The 14,503-nt window shown below is 52.5% G+C and carries 14 protein-coding genes; 5 read left to right on the forward strand and 9 right to left on the reverse strand.

Annotation, left to right across the window (positions count from 1 at the left end):
* Positions 1-65: 65 nt before the first annotated feature.
* Positions 66-464 carry a cupredoxin domain-containing protein gene (locus EPA93_RS11560; protein WP_242527386.1) on the reverse strand — a complete coding sequence of 133 codons (399 nt, stop codon included), beginning with the start codon at positions 462-464 and terminating at the stop codon, positions 66-68.
* Between the two features lie 11 nt (positions 465-475).
* Positions 476-889: a hypothetical protein gene (locus EPA93_RS11565; RefSeq protein ID WP_129887546.1), complete on the reverse strand. Its 414-nt coding sequence runs from the start codon at positions 887-889 to the stop codon at positions 476-478.
* A 182-nt stretch (positions 890-1,071) separates the two neighbouring features.
* Here EPA93_RS11565 and EPA93_RS11570 point away from each other — a divergent pair, with 182 nt between their 5' ends.
* Positions 1,072-1,734 carry a winged helix-turn-helix transcriptional regulator gene (locus tag EPA93_RS11570; RefSeq protein ID WP_129887548.1) on the forward strand — a complete coding sequence of 221 codons (663 nt, stop codon included), beginning with the start codon at positions 1,072-1,074 and terminating at the stop codon, positions 1,732-1,734.
* 140 nt (positions 1,735-1,874) lie between these two features.
* On the opposite strand, the gene EPA93_RS11575 is transcribed toward EPA93_RS11570, so the two are convergent.
* Complete coding sequence (locus tag EPA93_RS11575) at positions 1,875-2,288, reverse strand: DUF3224 domain-containing protein (protein WP_129887550.1); 414 nt, start codon at positions 2,286-2,288, stop codon at positions 1,875-1,877.
* A gap of 310 nt (positions 2,289-2,598) precedes the next feature.
* Here EPA93_RS11575 and EPA93_RS11580 point away from each other — a divergent pair, with 310 nt between their 5' ends.
* On the forward strand, positions 2,599-3,450 hold the full coding sequence (locus EPA93_RS11580; RefSeq protein WP_129887552.1) for a class I SAM-dependent methyltransferase: 852 nt from the start codon (positions 2,599-2,601) through the stop codon (positions 3,448-3,450).
* A 40-nt stretch (positions 3,451-3,490) separates the two neighbouring features.
* On the opposite strand, the gene EPA93_RS11585 is transcribed toward EPA93_RS11580, so the two are convergent.
* Positions 3,491-4,456 (reverse strand): NADP-dependent oxidoreductase, encoded by a 966-nt coding sequence (locus EPA93_RS11585; protein ID WP_129887554.1) that lies wholly within the window; start codon positions 4,454-4,456, stop codon positions 3,491-3,493.
* 116 nt (positions 4,457-4,572) lie between these two features.
* Between EPA93_RS11585 and EPA93_RS11590 the strand changes: the two genes are divergently transcribed.
* Positions 4,573-5,437, forward strand: a protein-coding gene (locus tag EPA93_RS11590) for an IS5 family transposase (protein WP_242527276.1) whose coding sequence is annotated in 2 segments (ribosomal slippage) — positions 4,573-4,956 and positions 4,958-5,437 — 864 coding nt in all. Because the reading frame shifts where the segments join, the coding sequence is not laid out codon by codon here.
* A 129-nt stretch (positions 5,438-5,566) separates the two neighbouring features.
* On the opposite strand, the gene EPA93_RS11595 is transcribed toward EPA93_RS11590, so the two are convergent.
* Positions 5,567-6,151, reverse strand: a complete 585-nt coding sequence (locus tag EPA93_RS11595; protein WP_129887556.1) for a Crp/Fnr family transcriptional regulator — start codon at positions 6,149-6,151, stop codon at positions 5,567-5,569.
* 1,237 nt (positions 6,152-7,388) lie between these two features.
* Here EPA93_RS11595 and EPA93_RS11600 point away from each other — a divergent pair.
* Together EPA93_RS11600 and EPA93_RS11605 are read left to right on the forward strand one after the other, a co-directional pair.
* On the forward strand, positions 7,389-8,414 hold the full coding sequence (locus tag EPA93_RS11600) for a zinc-dependent alcohol dehydrogenase family protein (protein ID WP_129887557.1): 1,026 nt from the start codon (positions 7,389-7,391) through the stop codon (positions 8,412-8,414).
* Between the two features lie 377 nt (positions 8,415-8,791).
* Positions 8,792-11,596, forward strand: a complete 2,805-nt coding sequence (locus tag EPA93_RS11605; RefSeq protein WP_129887559.1) for a WD40 domain-containing protein — start codon at positions 8,792-8,794, stop codon at positions 11,594-11,596.
* Positions 11,597-11,709: 113 nt separating this feature from the next.
* Here EPA93_RS11605 and EPA93_RS11610 read toward each other — a convergent pair whose 3' ends face one another.
* The 4 genes from EPA93_RS11610 to EPA93_RS11625 all read right to left on the reverse strand — a co-directional run bounded on the left by EPA93_RS11610 (position 11,710) and on the right by EPA93_RS11625 (position 14,303).
* Positions 11,710-12,555 (reverse strand): hypothetical protein, encoded by an 846-nt coding sequence (locus tag EPA93_RS11610; RefSeq protein WP_129887561.1) that lies wholly within the window; start codon positions 12,553-12,555, stop codon positions 11,710-11,712.
* A 214-nt stretch (positions 12,556-12,769) separates the two neighbouring features.
* Positions 12,770-13,174, reverse strand: coding sequence for a tautomerase family protein (locus tag EPA93_RS11615; protein ID WP_129887563.1), 405 nt, complete (start codon positions 13,172-13,174; stop codon positions 12,770-12,772).
* Positions 13,175-13,215: 41 nt separating this feature from the next.
* Complete coding sequence (locus tag EPA93_RS11620; RefSeq protein WP_129887565.1) at positions 13,216-13,734, reverse strand: YybH family protein; 519 nt, start codon at positions 13,732-13,734, stop codon at positions 13,216-13,218.
* Positions 13,735-13,736: 2 nt separating this feature from the next.
* Positions 13,737-14,303 (reverse strand): TetR/AcrR family transcriptional regulator, encoded by a 567-nt coding sequence (locus EPA93_RS11625; RefSeq protein ID WP_129887567.1) that lies wholly within the window; start codon positions 14,301-14,303, stop codon positions 13,737-13,739.
* Positions 14,304-14,503: the final 200 nt, after the last annotated feature.

The following is a 14,503-nucleotide window of genomic DNA, read 5'->3' on the forward strand; positions in this document are numbered from 1 at the left end:
GGCAGGGAAGCTACCGACGAGCCATAACGATCAACAAACCCTGATAGAAAGTATAGCGCTTGCTTCTATCTTCGGACAATGACTGTCAAACTCATGCCCGGGTGGATAGTGCAGTAGAAGCGAAATGTGCCGGAAGCGTTAAACGGACCAAGCGTGGCACGCGCGCTCCCATTAATTTGCAGATCTTTCACCTTTGGAGTATTCGGTTCTATCCCTGGTTTGGCTGTACCATTTTCCCATGTCCCATTGGCAATGACATGGGGCGTGAGCGGATCGTCGTTGATGAGCGTCACGCTTTGCCCCTTCTGAATGGTGATCTCGGTCTGGCTAAATCTGCTACTATCCATGTGTACTTCCGTGCCCGCTGTGGTCTGTGTAGAAGTCCCAGCTGCCATACAGGCAGTTAGGATGGTGACGAGCAGAAAGCCCAACGCCAGGCGTGAAAAGAGTTTTGCCATCATCATATCCCCTGAGCTTAGCGTATGAGCTGCGGCTGTTTGCCCACTTTATGGACTGGCTCTTTGACACGTAGATAACGCATACCTGTAGTACCAAAGAGGATAAATGCAGCCAACCCGATGAGCAGATGAGCGCCTCTAATTAGCCAGTGCAGATCACCAACGAGCAAGGTCATCTGAAGCATTCCAAAGATGGGCACGAGTGGAGCATATACTATGCACATAATTCCTTGTAGCCGCGTTTCGCGGCTTATGACTGCTATAATCCCTAGAATGAGTAGGGCAAGAACGAAGGTCAAACCCAGTAGTGCATGAACTATTTGCAGTGTTATCGGGCTCATTCCGCTAATCCAGATAAAGAGTCCTAGCGCTAAGACTCCCAGGCCAGCCAGGCCTCCGATCCAATGCAGGATATTAACGATTGTCTTCATAGAGCATTTCCTTTCTCTTGAGAATAGAAGAAACAAGTTTCTCGCTGTTCTTGGCGATATATTTTGTCTCTAAGCCGTTCATTTGCTACAATGAGAATGTACAAGGAGTAGAGGGCTGGGAACAAGTACGCAATTTTATGTGACAGGGATGAGCACATCATCCTCTGATATGGAGGTACTGTATGTCACGTGTGAAAAAGACTACTGTGTGCCCGTTAGGAGGCGTGGGGATAGGCGGCAAATGGATGTTTTGGATCTGGTATCATTTGCTCAGCGGCACCAAACGGTTTGGCGAATTGCAAAGACTTGTTCCCGAAGCCAGTCGGCAGATGCTTACCCTGGAGTTGCGACAATTAGAACAGGTGGGGGTGCTGCGCCGACAGGTCTATGTGCAAGTACCTCCGAAGGTCGAATACTCGCTTACGGAAGTGGGACGGAAAGCGGAGCCGATTGTACGTCAGCTTGCGGCCTGGGGCCAGTGGTATGGTGGACAAGTCAACCTTGAATTTGATTGGATGATTAGCCTGGGCGGCCGCTGGAAGTTCTGGATCTGGTATCATTTGCTCAGCGGAAGCAAACGTTTTAATGAGTTGCAGAAGCTCCTGCCTAAGATCAGTCGGCAGATGCTCGCTCTGGAACTGAGGGAATTAGAGCGGATGAAAGTGCTTTCCCGGCAAGCTCCTGCACACGGATCGCTCAGGGCTGAATATGAACTCACAGAGCTGGGACGAAATTCGGGACCGGTTTTGCGCCAACTCTATGCCTGGGGCAGATGGATATGCGAGGAACTTGATCTGGAGTTTGATTGGCCGGTGCTGGACGAGGCGGAAGTGCGTGCGTCCTGACAGGGTATCTTCGCGCTTTGAAGTGGTAATTCATCGAAGGCGCGAAGATGCTCCCGAGGCCCGATTTTTAGTCTCTTATCCCTATGAGGGATAAATTTATAGGATAAGAACGGGCGTAACGGTCAATTGTGAGCTATAAACTACTCACTTTCTTCAAATGTATACTCAAAGGGTAGCAAATAAACTTCCTGATGGAGCTCACTTTCAAGCTTGGCCTGTCCGCGTAAGCCCGACAGTTGATCAGTGCCCGATCCGGGTACCACTGTCAAGTTTAGCTTGAGCCTCCCATGCTCAAACGTGCCTATTTGTTGGAAAACAAAGCTGCCCGCTCTTCCAGCGATGCTGCCTGTCACTTTTTCTAAAGCAATCACGCTACCAGTGAGATTCTTGTTCTGTGCGATGAGATACTGAATGCTGCCTTCGCCTTCAAGCGCGCCTTCATAGTGATGAATCATCTCGATACGGAAGAGATTAGTGCCGGGTACCTCAGTCTTGTGATGCCAGGTTTTCCGCTGCCAGCCTTTAACTTTGCGTGTCGTATTTGCTTGTATCATGATGTCCTCTCTTCAAGATGTCTATAAGTTTTAGAGAAAAAGCTCATACAGGGAATGTATAGGATAAAGAGAACGGAGACAAGTACGCAATTTTATGTGACAGGGCACGTATTCGCGGGATAGAAAATTTAAAGCCTTCTGTTGCGATATGCTTAGTACAAAAAATAATTTACTTCTCTTCTATTACCTGTATTAGAAAAATAAGTTTGATAGGAAGGCCAGACGGGCAAAATTTGCTTATTGACTTTATAAGCGCATCTATGCAATAGTAGAAGGATCAAGGAAGAATGCAAAGAGGGAAGGAGCTACTATGCCGCAACAGACACCCCAGGAATCAAGCTATCCAGTGGAAGTGGAAAATATTGCTGAGATGGCGCGCTTGACCCGACAAGCCCGTGTGTTTACTGGCGCTACCAATCTTTTGCCCGATGATATACACCTGAGTGCAGGCCAGGCCCTGGATATTGGCTGTGGTCCCGGTGAATGGGTGCTTGCTCTGGCCGAGCAATACCCTGATTTAAACGTCGTTGGCATAGATGTCTCCGAAGTGATGACCCGTTATGCGCAAGCGCTGGCTGTGGAGAAAGAGCTGTCGCATGTGCGCTTCAGGGTTATGGATGTATGTAAGGGCCTGGCTTTTCCCGAGGCAAGTTTTGATCTGCTTCACATCAGGACTGCTATAGCATTTCTTACACCGGCTCTCTGGTCAGCCTTTTTGCGCGAGTGCTATCGCGTGCTCAAACCTGGTGGAATACTGCTTGGCGTGGAGGGCGATGATGGCGGATCGAACAGCCCTTCACTTACACGCTTGATGGTACTGATGATGCAAGCCTTACGCAAGGTGGGCCACTGCTTCACGTCTGAAGGAACCAATAGTGGTATCGTGTCGATGTATCCCCGTTTGCTCCGTGAGGCGGGCCTGAGCGTGATACGACGAGAAGCCTTTTTGCTCGATTACTCATATGGTACTCCGGCCCATGGGGAAATGACGCAGGATCTGGCCATAGCATTTCGGCTGGCTACATCGTTCTTTTCCCATCTCACGAATGAGAGCGAAGAGGAAATCGAGATCCTGCGCCAACGCGCGCTAGAGGAGATACAGGCTCCCGACTTCTGTGCCTCATTCTTTATCCAGAGAATATCGGCGATGAAGCCAGCCTGATGGCGCGGCTCTGCGACCTCAAGACGCGCTATAGAGCTGTTTAGGGAAGCAGGATGATTTTGCCATGGATACTGCCGGCGGCGAGAAGTCGATGGGCAGTACTGGCGTGCTCCAGGCTAAAGACTTTGGCCACGCGTGTTGTAAGCTGGCCATTAGCGAGTAAGCTCGAAAGCTCAATCAACTGCAGCGTATTTGAGCGGACACCCACCACGCGGGGCGTGATTCCACGTTGCGGAACGAATTGTCCACCTGGAACCCAAAATTCCGGAACTACGGTAACATAGAGCCCTCCATCATGCACAGCTTCAAACGCGCTTCTTGCCGCAACACCGCCGATTACATCAAGCGCTGCATCAACGCCTGACGGTACTGCCTGCTTCACCTGCGCGGGAATATCTTGCTCGCGATCAAGCATGAAAGTTGCGCCAAGGGTACGCGCTAGCTCAGCTTCATGGGCAAATGTAGGGGCCAGAACCTGGATTCCTCGTAGCGCCACCAGCTGTAGCGCGAAGCCTCCCACAGCTCCCAACGGGCCGTTAATGAGTAGGGTTTGCCCTGGCGCAAGTTGCAGCTGTTCCAGGGCCTGCAGCGCTGTCAGCCCGGCCAGTGGGAGGCTGGCCGCCGCTATCAATTCGATGCCCTGGGGCGCAGGCGCCAGGTAGTGCTCTGAGAGAATCGCATATTCGGCGTAGGTTCCAACCTGGGTGAGCGAGTGCTGGGAGCAAGCAATGACTTGATCGCCCACCTGGAAACTGCTGACTCCCTCGCCAAGCGCATCAACGCTTCCGGCCGCATCGTAGCCGGGCACTAATGGAAAACTGACCTCTTCCTTCCAACGGTAGACGCCTGTGACCATGCCGAGATCCGCAGGATTGACTGCCGCCGCCGCAATGCGCATTCGTACCTGCCCAGGGCCAGGATCAGGAAGAGGGACTTTCTGGATAGAAAGCTGCTCGGGGTCTCCAAAGCGTTCAATCGCGGCTACACGCATCATTCCATGACTCATGATTCAGCTCCTTATATCTGTCTTTCCTGAGAGTGTGTCCTAGCTAGAACAATGAGCCGATAGTTCAGAGAAAGGAGAGTTCAGCCGAAAGCACAACTCGAAAGGAACGAACCAAGATGTGTGAGCCAATCAAGCGAAAACGTTACCCGTCGGATCTGACCGATGCGCAATGGGAGCTGATCAAGCCGTTCATCCCAGCAGTCTCTGCCCAGGCCACAACGGCCCTTCACGAGCGACGAGAAATCGTCAATGCTATCCTCTATGTGTTGCGCACAGGCTGCTCATGGCGACAGATGCCGCACGACCTGCCCAATGGCAAAACGGCCCATCACTACTTCCGCATCTGGACGCAGGCGGGGATTTGGGAGCCCATCATGGCCCACCTGCGCCGACAGGTACGCACCCAGATGGGGCGGGACCCGGAACCCAGCGCTGCGATCATCGATAGCCAGTCGATCAAAACGGCTCCCGTGCCAGGAAGCGACAAGGGCTTCGACGCGGGGAAAAAAAATCTATGGGCGTAAACGCCACGTGCTCGTGGATACGCAGGGTTTCCTTCTGGCTGTCAAAGTGCATGCCGCCAACATCGTGGATCGCGTGGGGGCCAGGCTCTTGCTCAGCCAGTTGCCGCGCTCTTTCCCGCGTCTGTGCCACCTCTTTGCGGATAAGGGCTATACAGGACCATTGCTCGACTGGATTGCGCAGCGATTGCACTGGACCACAGAACTGGTGCCACAGGCTCACAATAGGTCCCATCAGCACTGGATCCTCGTGGACGGCCAACCGGTTCTGCTGCCCCGGCCCAAGACGGGTTTTCAGGTGCAAAGGAAACGATGGGTCGTCGAACGCAGCTTGGCCTGGTTCACCCGTTTCCGCCGCTTAGCTCGCGACTACGAAGGGCTCACCACCAGTTCAGAAGCCTTTCTTCAGCTCGCCTCGGTTCGGCTTATGCTTTCGCGCTTATCTCCTTTCCGCTACTGATTCTTGTGGTTAGGACACTCTCTGAGAAATTCACCTGTGTTTCGCCAAGTCCCATAAATGAGCTTATGGGTGGCCGGGCGAACACGAGCAAAGGATAGCCGAGATCGTGGGAGAAAGCATTATCTTATGTTAAGAATTAGAGAGTTGTGCGCGGATGCGGCTTAAAGAGACGGGAGTAATGCCGAGATAGGAGGCTATATGTAGCTGCTTGACTCTTGTGGTGAGCCCTGGATACTCGGCTAGAAACTTGAGGTAGCGTGTTGTGGCGTCATCTAATAACAGCTCGCTTTGACGTTGCTCTTGTTCCACATACAGCCACTCGGCGATCTTGAGACTGACCTGTTGCCAGCATACGTGGCCGGCCGCGAGCCGTTGATAAGCCTGATATGGTGCTATAAGCAGACTGCTCGGCTCTAGCATCTGGATAAAGAGGCGCGATGGCTCTCCACGCAGCAAGGCGCTGTACGCACAGACGAACTGGTTTTCCAGCCGAAAGGCCTTAGTGCGTTCCAGACCTGACGGCTCGATATAATAGAGGCGGGCCAGCCCGGAAACTATAAAACTGATGGTTTGTGGAATCTCGCCAGCATGCAGGAAGATAGTACCCCTGGGAACAGCAGCGGGCTGAAAAATCTCAGCCGCTTTAGCAAGCTCCCTGTCAGGGACAGCGGTCCAGGCACGCAAAAAGCTGGCAAATTGTTCATATGCGCTCATCTCTGTAACTCCCTCCGATATCAGGATATGCCATGCCAGGCCTGAAAGCAATCCCTGAGCTTACTACAGCTTTTCTGGAAGGGGCGGACATTTATGCTATGGCAGCCTCCAAAGCTCGCCAGCAATTTTAAGTTCGTGTGTTGAGATGCGAGCAACTAGCGCTCTGGAAGCTCTGAGCATAGATGCTCGCCTGGCTCCTGGGGCGGCTGGAAACATAATAAGGGTCGGAGATGGCAGCTTTAATGGGTCTTAAATGCCCGTAAGTAATGAGATCCTCGCAAAACGTTGTTTTTGGCCGCTGTTCAGGCTATATTAGAAGGGTAGCTCTCGAAAAGAAGGGAAGCCCGTTAGAGGGATTGGAACATGTAAATTGAGCAACGTGGCAACTTCATACTCGCCCTCGAAAAGAAGGGAAGCTCGTTAGAGGAATTGGAAGTTGTTCAATCAGTTTGTCCAGGCTATTGGCCGACTGCCTGAAAAGAAGGGAAGCCCGTTAGAGGAATTGGAAGCTCAAGAGGATAATACTCGTAGAAGCCTGATTGATTAAGCCTGAAAAGAAGGGAAGCCCGTTAGAGGGATTGGTAGAGCTTTTCTGCCTTCCTAAAAAAAGGGATTGTTAAGGGGGCGCCGCGACCTAGCGGATTGGCCCTTAACCGGGGGCACGGGGCGCGAGCCCCGTTCGATCACAGCCTGTCCCAACATTTCCCTTCCCGCTTGGAATTTGGAAGCTTTATCACTTGACGAGCAATCCAATTTCGCTCACAACCCCGAAAAGAAGGGAAGCCCGTTAGAGAGATTGGAAGGCTGCAAGAATAGTTCGTAGTGTCTTTCTCGTTGCATTCCCGAAAAGAAATTGAAAGTATCCATTGCGATAGAATTGCGCCCTCGATTCAGCTAACAGCTTTCCCAGATTTTCCTCTTGCTCCCTGAAATTGGCCTATTTCCCTCATACCTGTCCCTTTCCTACGAACCCGGAAGAGCTTTTTTGACAAAAGGATACAATGTGCTATATAAAATGAGGGCTGTGTATCACAGTTATTTCAAGCTGGGCAATGGAGAAATGCGATCCATTGCCGAAAGCACTACATCGCCGGTAGGAGAAGACCCAGAGCTCTGCGGTGTGGTAATCTGGCTTAAATTCATCCGTATGTCCTTCTTGACAAGCCAACTGTATTAGCGTAGTGAAAGAAACCTTTAAGAGGCAGACGTAATCATCCCTTCACTCAGGAGATCAGCTATGCAAGGAACTCTGCTTTACGGCCCCCGGGACGTGCGCTTTGAGGAGCGTGCAGACCCGAAGATCAGCGAGCCAACGGATGCGATCATCAAGATAGTGGCGACCTGCGTGTGCGGGTCCGACCTTTGGCCCTATCGCGGCATTGAAGAGCTTAGCCAGCCTCAGCCCATGGGGCACGAGTACGTCGGCATTGTTGAGGATGTCGGCTCCGCGGTCAAGAACATCAAGGTAGGCGACTTCGTTATCGGCTCATTTGCTATCTCCGACAACACCTGCGAGATCTGCAAGGCCGGTTATCAGTCCCGTTGCGTACATGGCCAGTTCGTATCGCAAACCATCGGCACTCAAGCCGAGTTGGCGCGCATCCCGCTCGCCGATGGTACCCTGGTCGCCACGCCGGGCAGGCCCGACAGGGACCTGATCCCCTCGCTCCTGGCCGCCTCGGATGTGCTCGGCACTGGCTGGTTTGCGGCTGATGCAGCCTCAGTGGGGCCAGGCAAGACCGTTGTGGTCATCGGTGACGGTGCAGTCGGGCTCCTCGCCGTGCTCGCCTCCAGGCAGTTAGGGGCCGAGCGGATCATTGCGATGAGTCGCCAGGCGAAACGACAGGAACTTGCACGCGAGTATGGGGCGACAAATATTCTCACCGAGCGCGGAGAGGCGGGCGTGGAGAAGGTCAAGGAACTCACAAGTGGGCTCGGAGCGCATTCTGTTATCGAGGCGGTCGGCACTCAGGAATCGATGCTCCAGGCCATCCGTTCTACTCGGCCAGGCGGCTTTATTGGATATGTCGGCGTCTCCCACAATGTGAAGCTGGACGGCGAGGAGTTGTTCTTCTCGGAAGTCCATTTGCATGGCGGCCCGGCCCCGGTGCGCCGCTTCCTACCTGATCTCATTGAGCGGATCTGGAAGCGCCAGATCAACCCCGGCAAAGTGTTTGACCTGCAACTGCCTTTGGCACAAGTTGCCGAGGGCTACCGCGCAATGGACGAGCGCCGCGCCATCAAAGTGCTGCTCTGGCCCTGATAGGCAGCCTTACACCGCCGTCGTGCGCTACACCGGTAGAAAGCTGAGGCGGATTTCGCCGCCACAACAAGCAGAAAAAAAGAAAAGGATCACGCGGGAAAGAAAGGCGTCTGCACCTCGTTGTGACTTCCGCTTGCTCAGCCAGCCTGTCCCTGATTGCCAGAAAAGGGTCCACCAGGCAGAACAATACATAGCACATATGTGGGTAAAGCAAATAGAGAATCACAAGCGTTCTTGTCGCACTCCACTATTTGGAGTACAATTTCCTCGTCGAAAAACTTTACTGCCCATAACTGACATGCATGACTATTTTAACATTGCGGTTAATATATGTCTAATAATAGAAACACGATCTCTGAAAGAGGAAAAAGCAAGGAATGCAAACCCGTATTGGTCAATATCTGGGCAATTACCGCCTCACCCATTTCCTGGGGCGAGGCGGCTTTGCTGAGGTATATTTAGGAGAACATCGCCGTCTCCAGTCCCAGGCTGCGATCAAAATCCTTTCCACCCAACTGGCCGGCAACGATGAAGCAAAGTTTCTTGCCGAGGCCCGCACGCTTGCTCACCTGGACCATGGGCATATTATCCGTATCCTCGACTTTGATGTGCAAGAGGGCACGCCTTTTCTCGTTATGTACTATGCCCCTAATGGGAGTTTGCGCCAACGTCACCCGCGTGGGAGCCGCCTGGCACTCTCTACTGTCGTGGAGTATGTGCAACAGATCGCCCAAGCCTTACAGTATGCCCACGAGCGCCAGATCATTCATTGTGATGTCAAGCCAGAAAATATTCTGGTAGGACGCCACAATGAGCTCCTTTTAAGTGATTTTGGGATTTCGCTCGTTGCCCAGGAAGCCCAGGCTATCGGCATTCATAAAGGGCTGGGCACTCCACTCTATATGCCCCCAGAGCAATTCCAGGGTCAGCCGCATCTTGTCTCTGATCAATACGCCCTGGCCATCATGATCTATGAATGGCTTACGGGAGCATGCCCGTTTGCGGGAACCTTTCCCGAACTCTATGGTCAACATCTTTCTGTTTTGCCCCCTTCACTTCATGAGCGCGTACCCTCCCTTCCGGCGATGGTGGATCAGGTACTCAAGGTGGCCCTGGCCAAAGATCCTCATCGCCGCTTTAAAAGCGTAGGAGCCTTTGCCAGAGCCTTCGAGTATGCTTCTCGTAACCCTCAAACCTCCTCTCTCTTACCGCATTCCTCTTCTGAATGGAGAATACTTGGGGAGCAGCAGGCACCTTCGGCCGATGCTTCTGAACATACAATTAGAGCGAAAGGCCATCAATCCGGTATCAGGCGGAGGATGACAAAGCCTATTCCGGCGGTTGGCAAGGAGGCTAGCGCTGGAAAGCAGTCCTCCGCAGCGAAGAGCGCGCGCCCATCGCTTGCCACGGTCAGACCTGCCTTGCTGTACACCTACAAAGGAGCCAACCTTGCCGAAACATATGTTGTTGCCTGGTCTCCTGATGGTCGGCATATCGCCTCAAGCGACTCCGCAGGCGAGGTACAAATCTGGGATGCGCACAATGGTCAAGTTGTATACACATATCGAGGGCATAGAGATGCGGTCTATGCACTGAGCTGGTCGCCGGATGGGAAGCGGATAGCCTCGGGTGGTGACGATCAGACTGTGCAGGTCTGGGATGCTCTGGATGGCGGCAACATATATATCTACCGGGGGCACACTGATGTGGTCTATGCAATAAGCTGGTCATTGGACGGAACAAGAATAGCCTCGGGCGGAAAAGATATGACAGTTCAAGTTTGGGATGCGACCAATGGGAACAATGTCTCTAACTATAAAGACCACACGGATATGATATATGCGCTAAGCTGGTCGCCGGATGGGAAGCGGATAGCTTCAGGGGGAAAAGATAAAACTGTGCAGATCTTGGATGCAATGAATGGGAACGCGGTGCAAGTTTATCAAGGGCATGCAGAGCCGGTGCATGCGCTAAGCTGGTCGTTGGACGGAACAAGGATAGCCTCAGGGGGAAGAGATAGAACTGTGCAGATCTTGGATGTGGAAGGTGGAAGCAATATCTATAACTATAAAGGGCATGAAGATATAGTTTTTACGGTAAGCTGGTCGCCGGATGGCACAAAGATAGCTTCGGGCGGCGGAGATAGAACAGTGCAGATCTGGGATGCGACAAATGGAGAGAATTTGTGTACTTACCAAGGACATAGAAAGAGCGTCTATACGGTAAGCTGGTCGCCAGATGGCACGCGCATTGTCTCTGTGAGCAGAGATATAAAGGGGGCGGTATGGGATGTAGTGAGCGGGCGAACCATACAACTTTTTAAGGAGCCGATCAATCCCATCTATGCAGTAAGCTGGTCGCCAGGAGGAACGAGAATCGCCGCAGGAGGCGAAGATGCAACGGTGCAAGTATGGGATGCGGCCAATGGAAAAAATCTTTGCATCTATAAAGGCCATAGCAAGATTGCCCTGGCGCTGAGCTGGTCGCCGGATGAAACAAAAATAGCCTCGGCGAGTGTAGATGGGACAGTGCAGGTCTGGAATGCCCTTAACGGTAAAAAGCTTTATAGCTATCAGGGGCATAGCAAGAGTGTCTACGCCGTAAGCTGGTCGCCAGATGGCCAAAGAATAGCTTCGGGTAGCTTTGATGGGACGGTGCAGGTGTGGGATGCGCTCGACGGCGCCAATATGTCTATCTATAAAGGTCATAGCAAAGCCGTCTATGCAGTGAGCTGGGCGCCGGATGGGAAGCAAATAGCTTCGGGTAGCATAGACGGGACAGTGCAGGTGTGGAACGCGTTGGATGGAAGAAGCTTGCATGTCTATAAAGGACATGGTAGTGCCGTTTATACAGTAAGCTGGTCGCCAGATGGCACAAAGATAGCCTCGGGAAGCGCAGATGGCACAGCCCAGATCTGGACTGTGGCCGGGAAGGGAAAAGTCATTACCTATGGAGGCCACAATAAGACTGTGTTAGCTGTGAAATGGTCAGTGGATGGCTCTCATATTGCCTCAGGGGGCTTTGATGGGACAGTGCAGGTGTGGGATACTACGAATGGAAGGGATCACTATACCTACAGGGGGCATAGCAATGCGGTCTATGCGGTAGGCTGGTCGCCGGATGGCACAAAGATAGCCTCGGGAAGCGTAGACGGATCAGTGCAGGTGTGGCAGATTTTCTAGGAGGAATACGGCTCTACATTTGTAAAAAGGCTTGCTGTTTTGTTGCAAGTAGGGAACATGTTTCCTGTCTTGGGTGAGAACTTCTTGTTATAGCTAGCTATTAGCCTGAAGGCTTAGCGCGTCAGAGGGTGAGTATGTGAGCCACTCTGCTGGTCATGGGGCTCATTGAGCAGTGCAGGCTTAACGGCTTGAGCCCTTGTCAAGCGGCGAAACACGACAAGCATGCACGCTTGAACGATCAAGGCACACGCTGTGGCAATAAGGAAAGCAAGGCCGAGGCTGCCCTGCTGGATGAGTAGCGCCAGCACTAGAAAGAAGGTGATGAAGGCGAACAATCCGAATTGTAGGCCGCGTAGTACATTGGCGGAGGCACCTGGACCTTGTGTGCTGTGCGCGAAAACTGAGAGGATTGTGGCATACAGTGGAAAGGGCGTCAGCAGCCCACTGAGCTGTGGTCCAAGCAGCGGGGCAAGCGTAGTGAGGGCCAGGACGAAAACTGTGGCAATGAGCATACGCAGCGGAATATCCCAGCGCGCCGGAGCTCTGGCCACTAATGCCGAGCTTGTGCGCGGTAGTAGCAGCAAAGTCGCAACAATAACGACGAGAATGAGCAGGTAGAGGGGAAGGACGGGAAGCGTGAAGTATTGTAGCGCGAAAGTCGCTAACAAAAAGGCAAGACAACTTCCCCCCAGAGCCAGCGGCCAGCGGCCTGTAAAAGCTAGCCAGGCATAGGTGAGCGAGAAGGCAGCCTGCGAGATAGTTCCGGTGAGTGTTCCTATGGCAGCTGCAGTACCGAACGCTCTGCCATGATCAAGGGCAAGAAAGAAAATTACCGGACCGGATGTGAAAGGAAGTCCTACAAGCCAGCCGCTTACAGCTGGACCCCAGCGGCGGCCGGCCACGCTGGCTATCCCAATCAATAGTGGCGCGGCGATAAGCTTTAGTAACAACATGCTCATTAGAGCGATCTCCCGAAATTATCCTTTGTTGCCCTCTAGCACGCCTGAAAATCGCGATCTTGCATCAACGAGGAAAAAAGCTGCGGGAAAGCTCAGCCCTTGGTGGCTTTTCCTGGAGTAATTCAGTGTTTCCCATCCTTATAGTACCTCATTTCATATGCATTTGTCGCCTAAAGAAAGGCCCCATTTCGCACCGGGAACGGGCCTGTGAACTTTATTTCCATTGCTCGCGGGGCAGGGTGAGATATTGCGCTTCTCCAAAGCCAAATGACCAGTCTTCACGCGTATTCTCTACCAATCCGATCATTATATCCTGGGGACGCATGCCCGGCTTCTCCTGTAATAAAGTTGCCAGGCGAGCATAAAATGCCTGTTTTTGCGCCGTGGAGCGACCTTTGCTCAAGGTTACCTGGATGATAGCAATGTCATCGCTACGATCGATATCAAGGTAATGTGGATTGTAAATCAGATGCTCCGCGCTGTGTTCATGCACGATCTGGAACTTGTCGCGCACAGGTACATCCAGGCATTCCACCAGAGCCTGTTGCACAGCCTCACAGATACTGCGAATGTAACTGGTGGATTTGCCCTGGCGCAGATTAATATGAACGAGTGGCATATTTCTATGTATCCTCCTTGTGGATGAAACGTGCTAACACTTTATCGAGCTCCCAGAACCGTGTCCACATAATGGGCGAGACGTTCGGCGTTATCGATAGATCCGTGGTGGTGGACCTGGCGCCAGCCGCCTTGCTCAGAATTGTAGGCGAAGATGCGCGTCGTGCGGATATCGACAGGATTGGCTTTATCTTTGCTCCCATATGTCCCGCGCTCCCTTCCTGCGAACACGACCATACCTGAGGAGGCATACGCCACGATATCATAGAATTCTACCTGAACATTCACTGGTCCGGCGAAGATACGCGCGTAAACGTTATTTATTGCCTTGGCCCCGCGCACGATCCCCCCAACCGGGTTGTTAAGTTGGGCCAGAGGCGCGTCAAGCCAGTTCTGGCCCAACAGTTCCAGCGAATGTGTATTGAAGCCGTGATAGAACGTTTCCAGCGCTGCCAGCGCCCCTTCAAACGTAGCCTGCTGCATTTCGGTCTGCCTGTTTTGAGCTCCAGTAATCACCGTCTCGTCAAGATAAGTAATCGTGTATGCTTGTTCTAAGGACATAGTTATCTCCGTTCGCTTGCCTCAAGCAGAGCTAATGCGCCGCGTATCGCCTGTTCCATAGCCTCGGCATCTTGCAAAGCTCGGGCCATAACATAGCCGCCCTGTACTACGGCAATAAGCGTAGTGGCTAGATCAGCTACATTGATGGATGGGCTGAGCGTGCCATCCTGTTGAGCCTGGGCCAGTGCTGCTGTAAGCTCGCGTTTACTATAGGTGAAGTAGGAAGAGATGGGGTCGCGCAGGAGCGCATCTTGCGTGATGGCAGGTTCCTGGATCATTCGACCAAGCCGGCAGCCGCGCAAGGCTTCGCGTGGCTGCGTAAGATAGTCGCGCACTCGCTCAAGCGGAGGCTTGTTGCTGTGTAAAGTCGCATCAACTATCCCTTGCATCTCATTAGAAACCTCATTAAGCGCTGTTGCCACCAGATCGGCCTTGCTTTTGAAATGATGGTATAAGCTACCCTGACCCGCGCCGCTTCTCTCAAGAATTGCCCGCGGACTTGTAGCCTCATAGCCGCGTTCCCATAAGAGCTCCATGGTAGCAGTCACCAGGTGTTCCCGTGTAGACATGATGCCCTCTCTATGCTTTTTGAAATTGTACCTACTGGTAGGTACAGAAAATAGTATACATACTAGTAGGTACAATTGTCAAGGGAAATTTCTACTCGCTGATGGCTGACTCAACTTTTGAACAGGGCTATCAGCAATAAGCACAGAGAAATTAGAGATCTTCCTCAAGTGCTCTCCTCGCAGCATTTTTGCTCGATCTA

The organism is Ktedonosporobacter rubrisoli (assembly GCF_004208415.1).
GTDB lineage: Bacteria > Chloroflexota > Ktedonobacteria > Ktedonobacterales > Ktedonobacteraceae > Ktedonosporobacter > Ktedonosporobacter rubrisoli.

Coding starts and splice junctions, on each gene's coding strand:
- EPA93_RS11560 (WP_242527386.1), bottom strand. CDS start 464: ATGATGATGGCAAAACTCTTTTCACGCCTGGCGTTGGGCTTTCTGCTC.
- EPA93_RS11615 (WP_129887563.1), bottom strand. CDS start 13,174: ATGCCACTCGTTCATATTAATCTGCGCCAGGGCAAATCCACCAGTTAC.
- EPA93_RS11595 (WP_129887556.1), bottom strand. CDS start 6,151: ATGAGCGCATATGAACAATTTGCCAGCTTTTTGCGTGCCTGGACCGCT.
- EPA93_RS11625 (WP_129887567.1), bottom strand. CDS start 14,303: ATGTCTACACGGGAACACCTGGTGACTGCTACCATGGAGCTCTTATGG.
- EPA93_RS11580 (WP_129887552.1), top strand. CDS start 2,599: ATGCCGCAACAGACACCCCAGGAATCAAGCTATCCAGTGGAAGTGGAA.
- EPA93_RS11570 (WP_129887548.1), top strand. CDS start 1,072: ATGTCACGTGTGAAAAAGACTACTGTGTGCCCGTTAGGAGGCGTGGGG.
- EPA93_RS11610 (WP_129887561.1), bottom strand. CDS start 12,555: ATGAGCATGTTGTTACTAAAGCTTATCGCCGCGCCACTATTGATTGGG.
- EPA93_RS11600 (WP_129887557.1), top strand. CDS start 7,389: ATGCAAGGAACTCTGCTTTACGGCCCCCGGGACGTGCGCTTTGAGGAG.
- EPA93_RS11585 (WP_129887554.1), bottom strand. CDS start 4,456: ATGAGTCATGGAATGATGCGTGTAGCCGCGATTGAACGCTTTGGAGAC.
- EPA93_RS11620 (WP_129887565.1), bottom strand. CDS start 13,734: ATGTCCTTAGAACAAGCATACACGATTACTTATCTTGACGAGACGGTG.
- EPA93_RS11565 (WP_129887546.1), bottom strand. CDS start 889: ATGAAGACAATCGTTAATATCCTGCATTGGATCGGAGGCCTGGCTGGC.
- EPA93_RS11605 (WP_129887559.1), top strand. CDS start 8,792: ATGCAAACCCGTATTGGTCAATATCTGGGCAATTACCGCCTCACCCAT.
- EPA93_RS11575 (WP_129887550.1), bottom strand. CDS start 2,288: ATGATACAAGCAAATACGACACGCAAAGTTAAAGGCTGGCAGCGGAAA.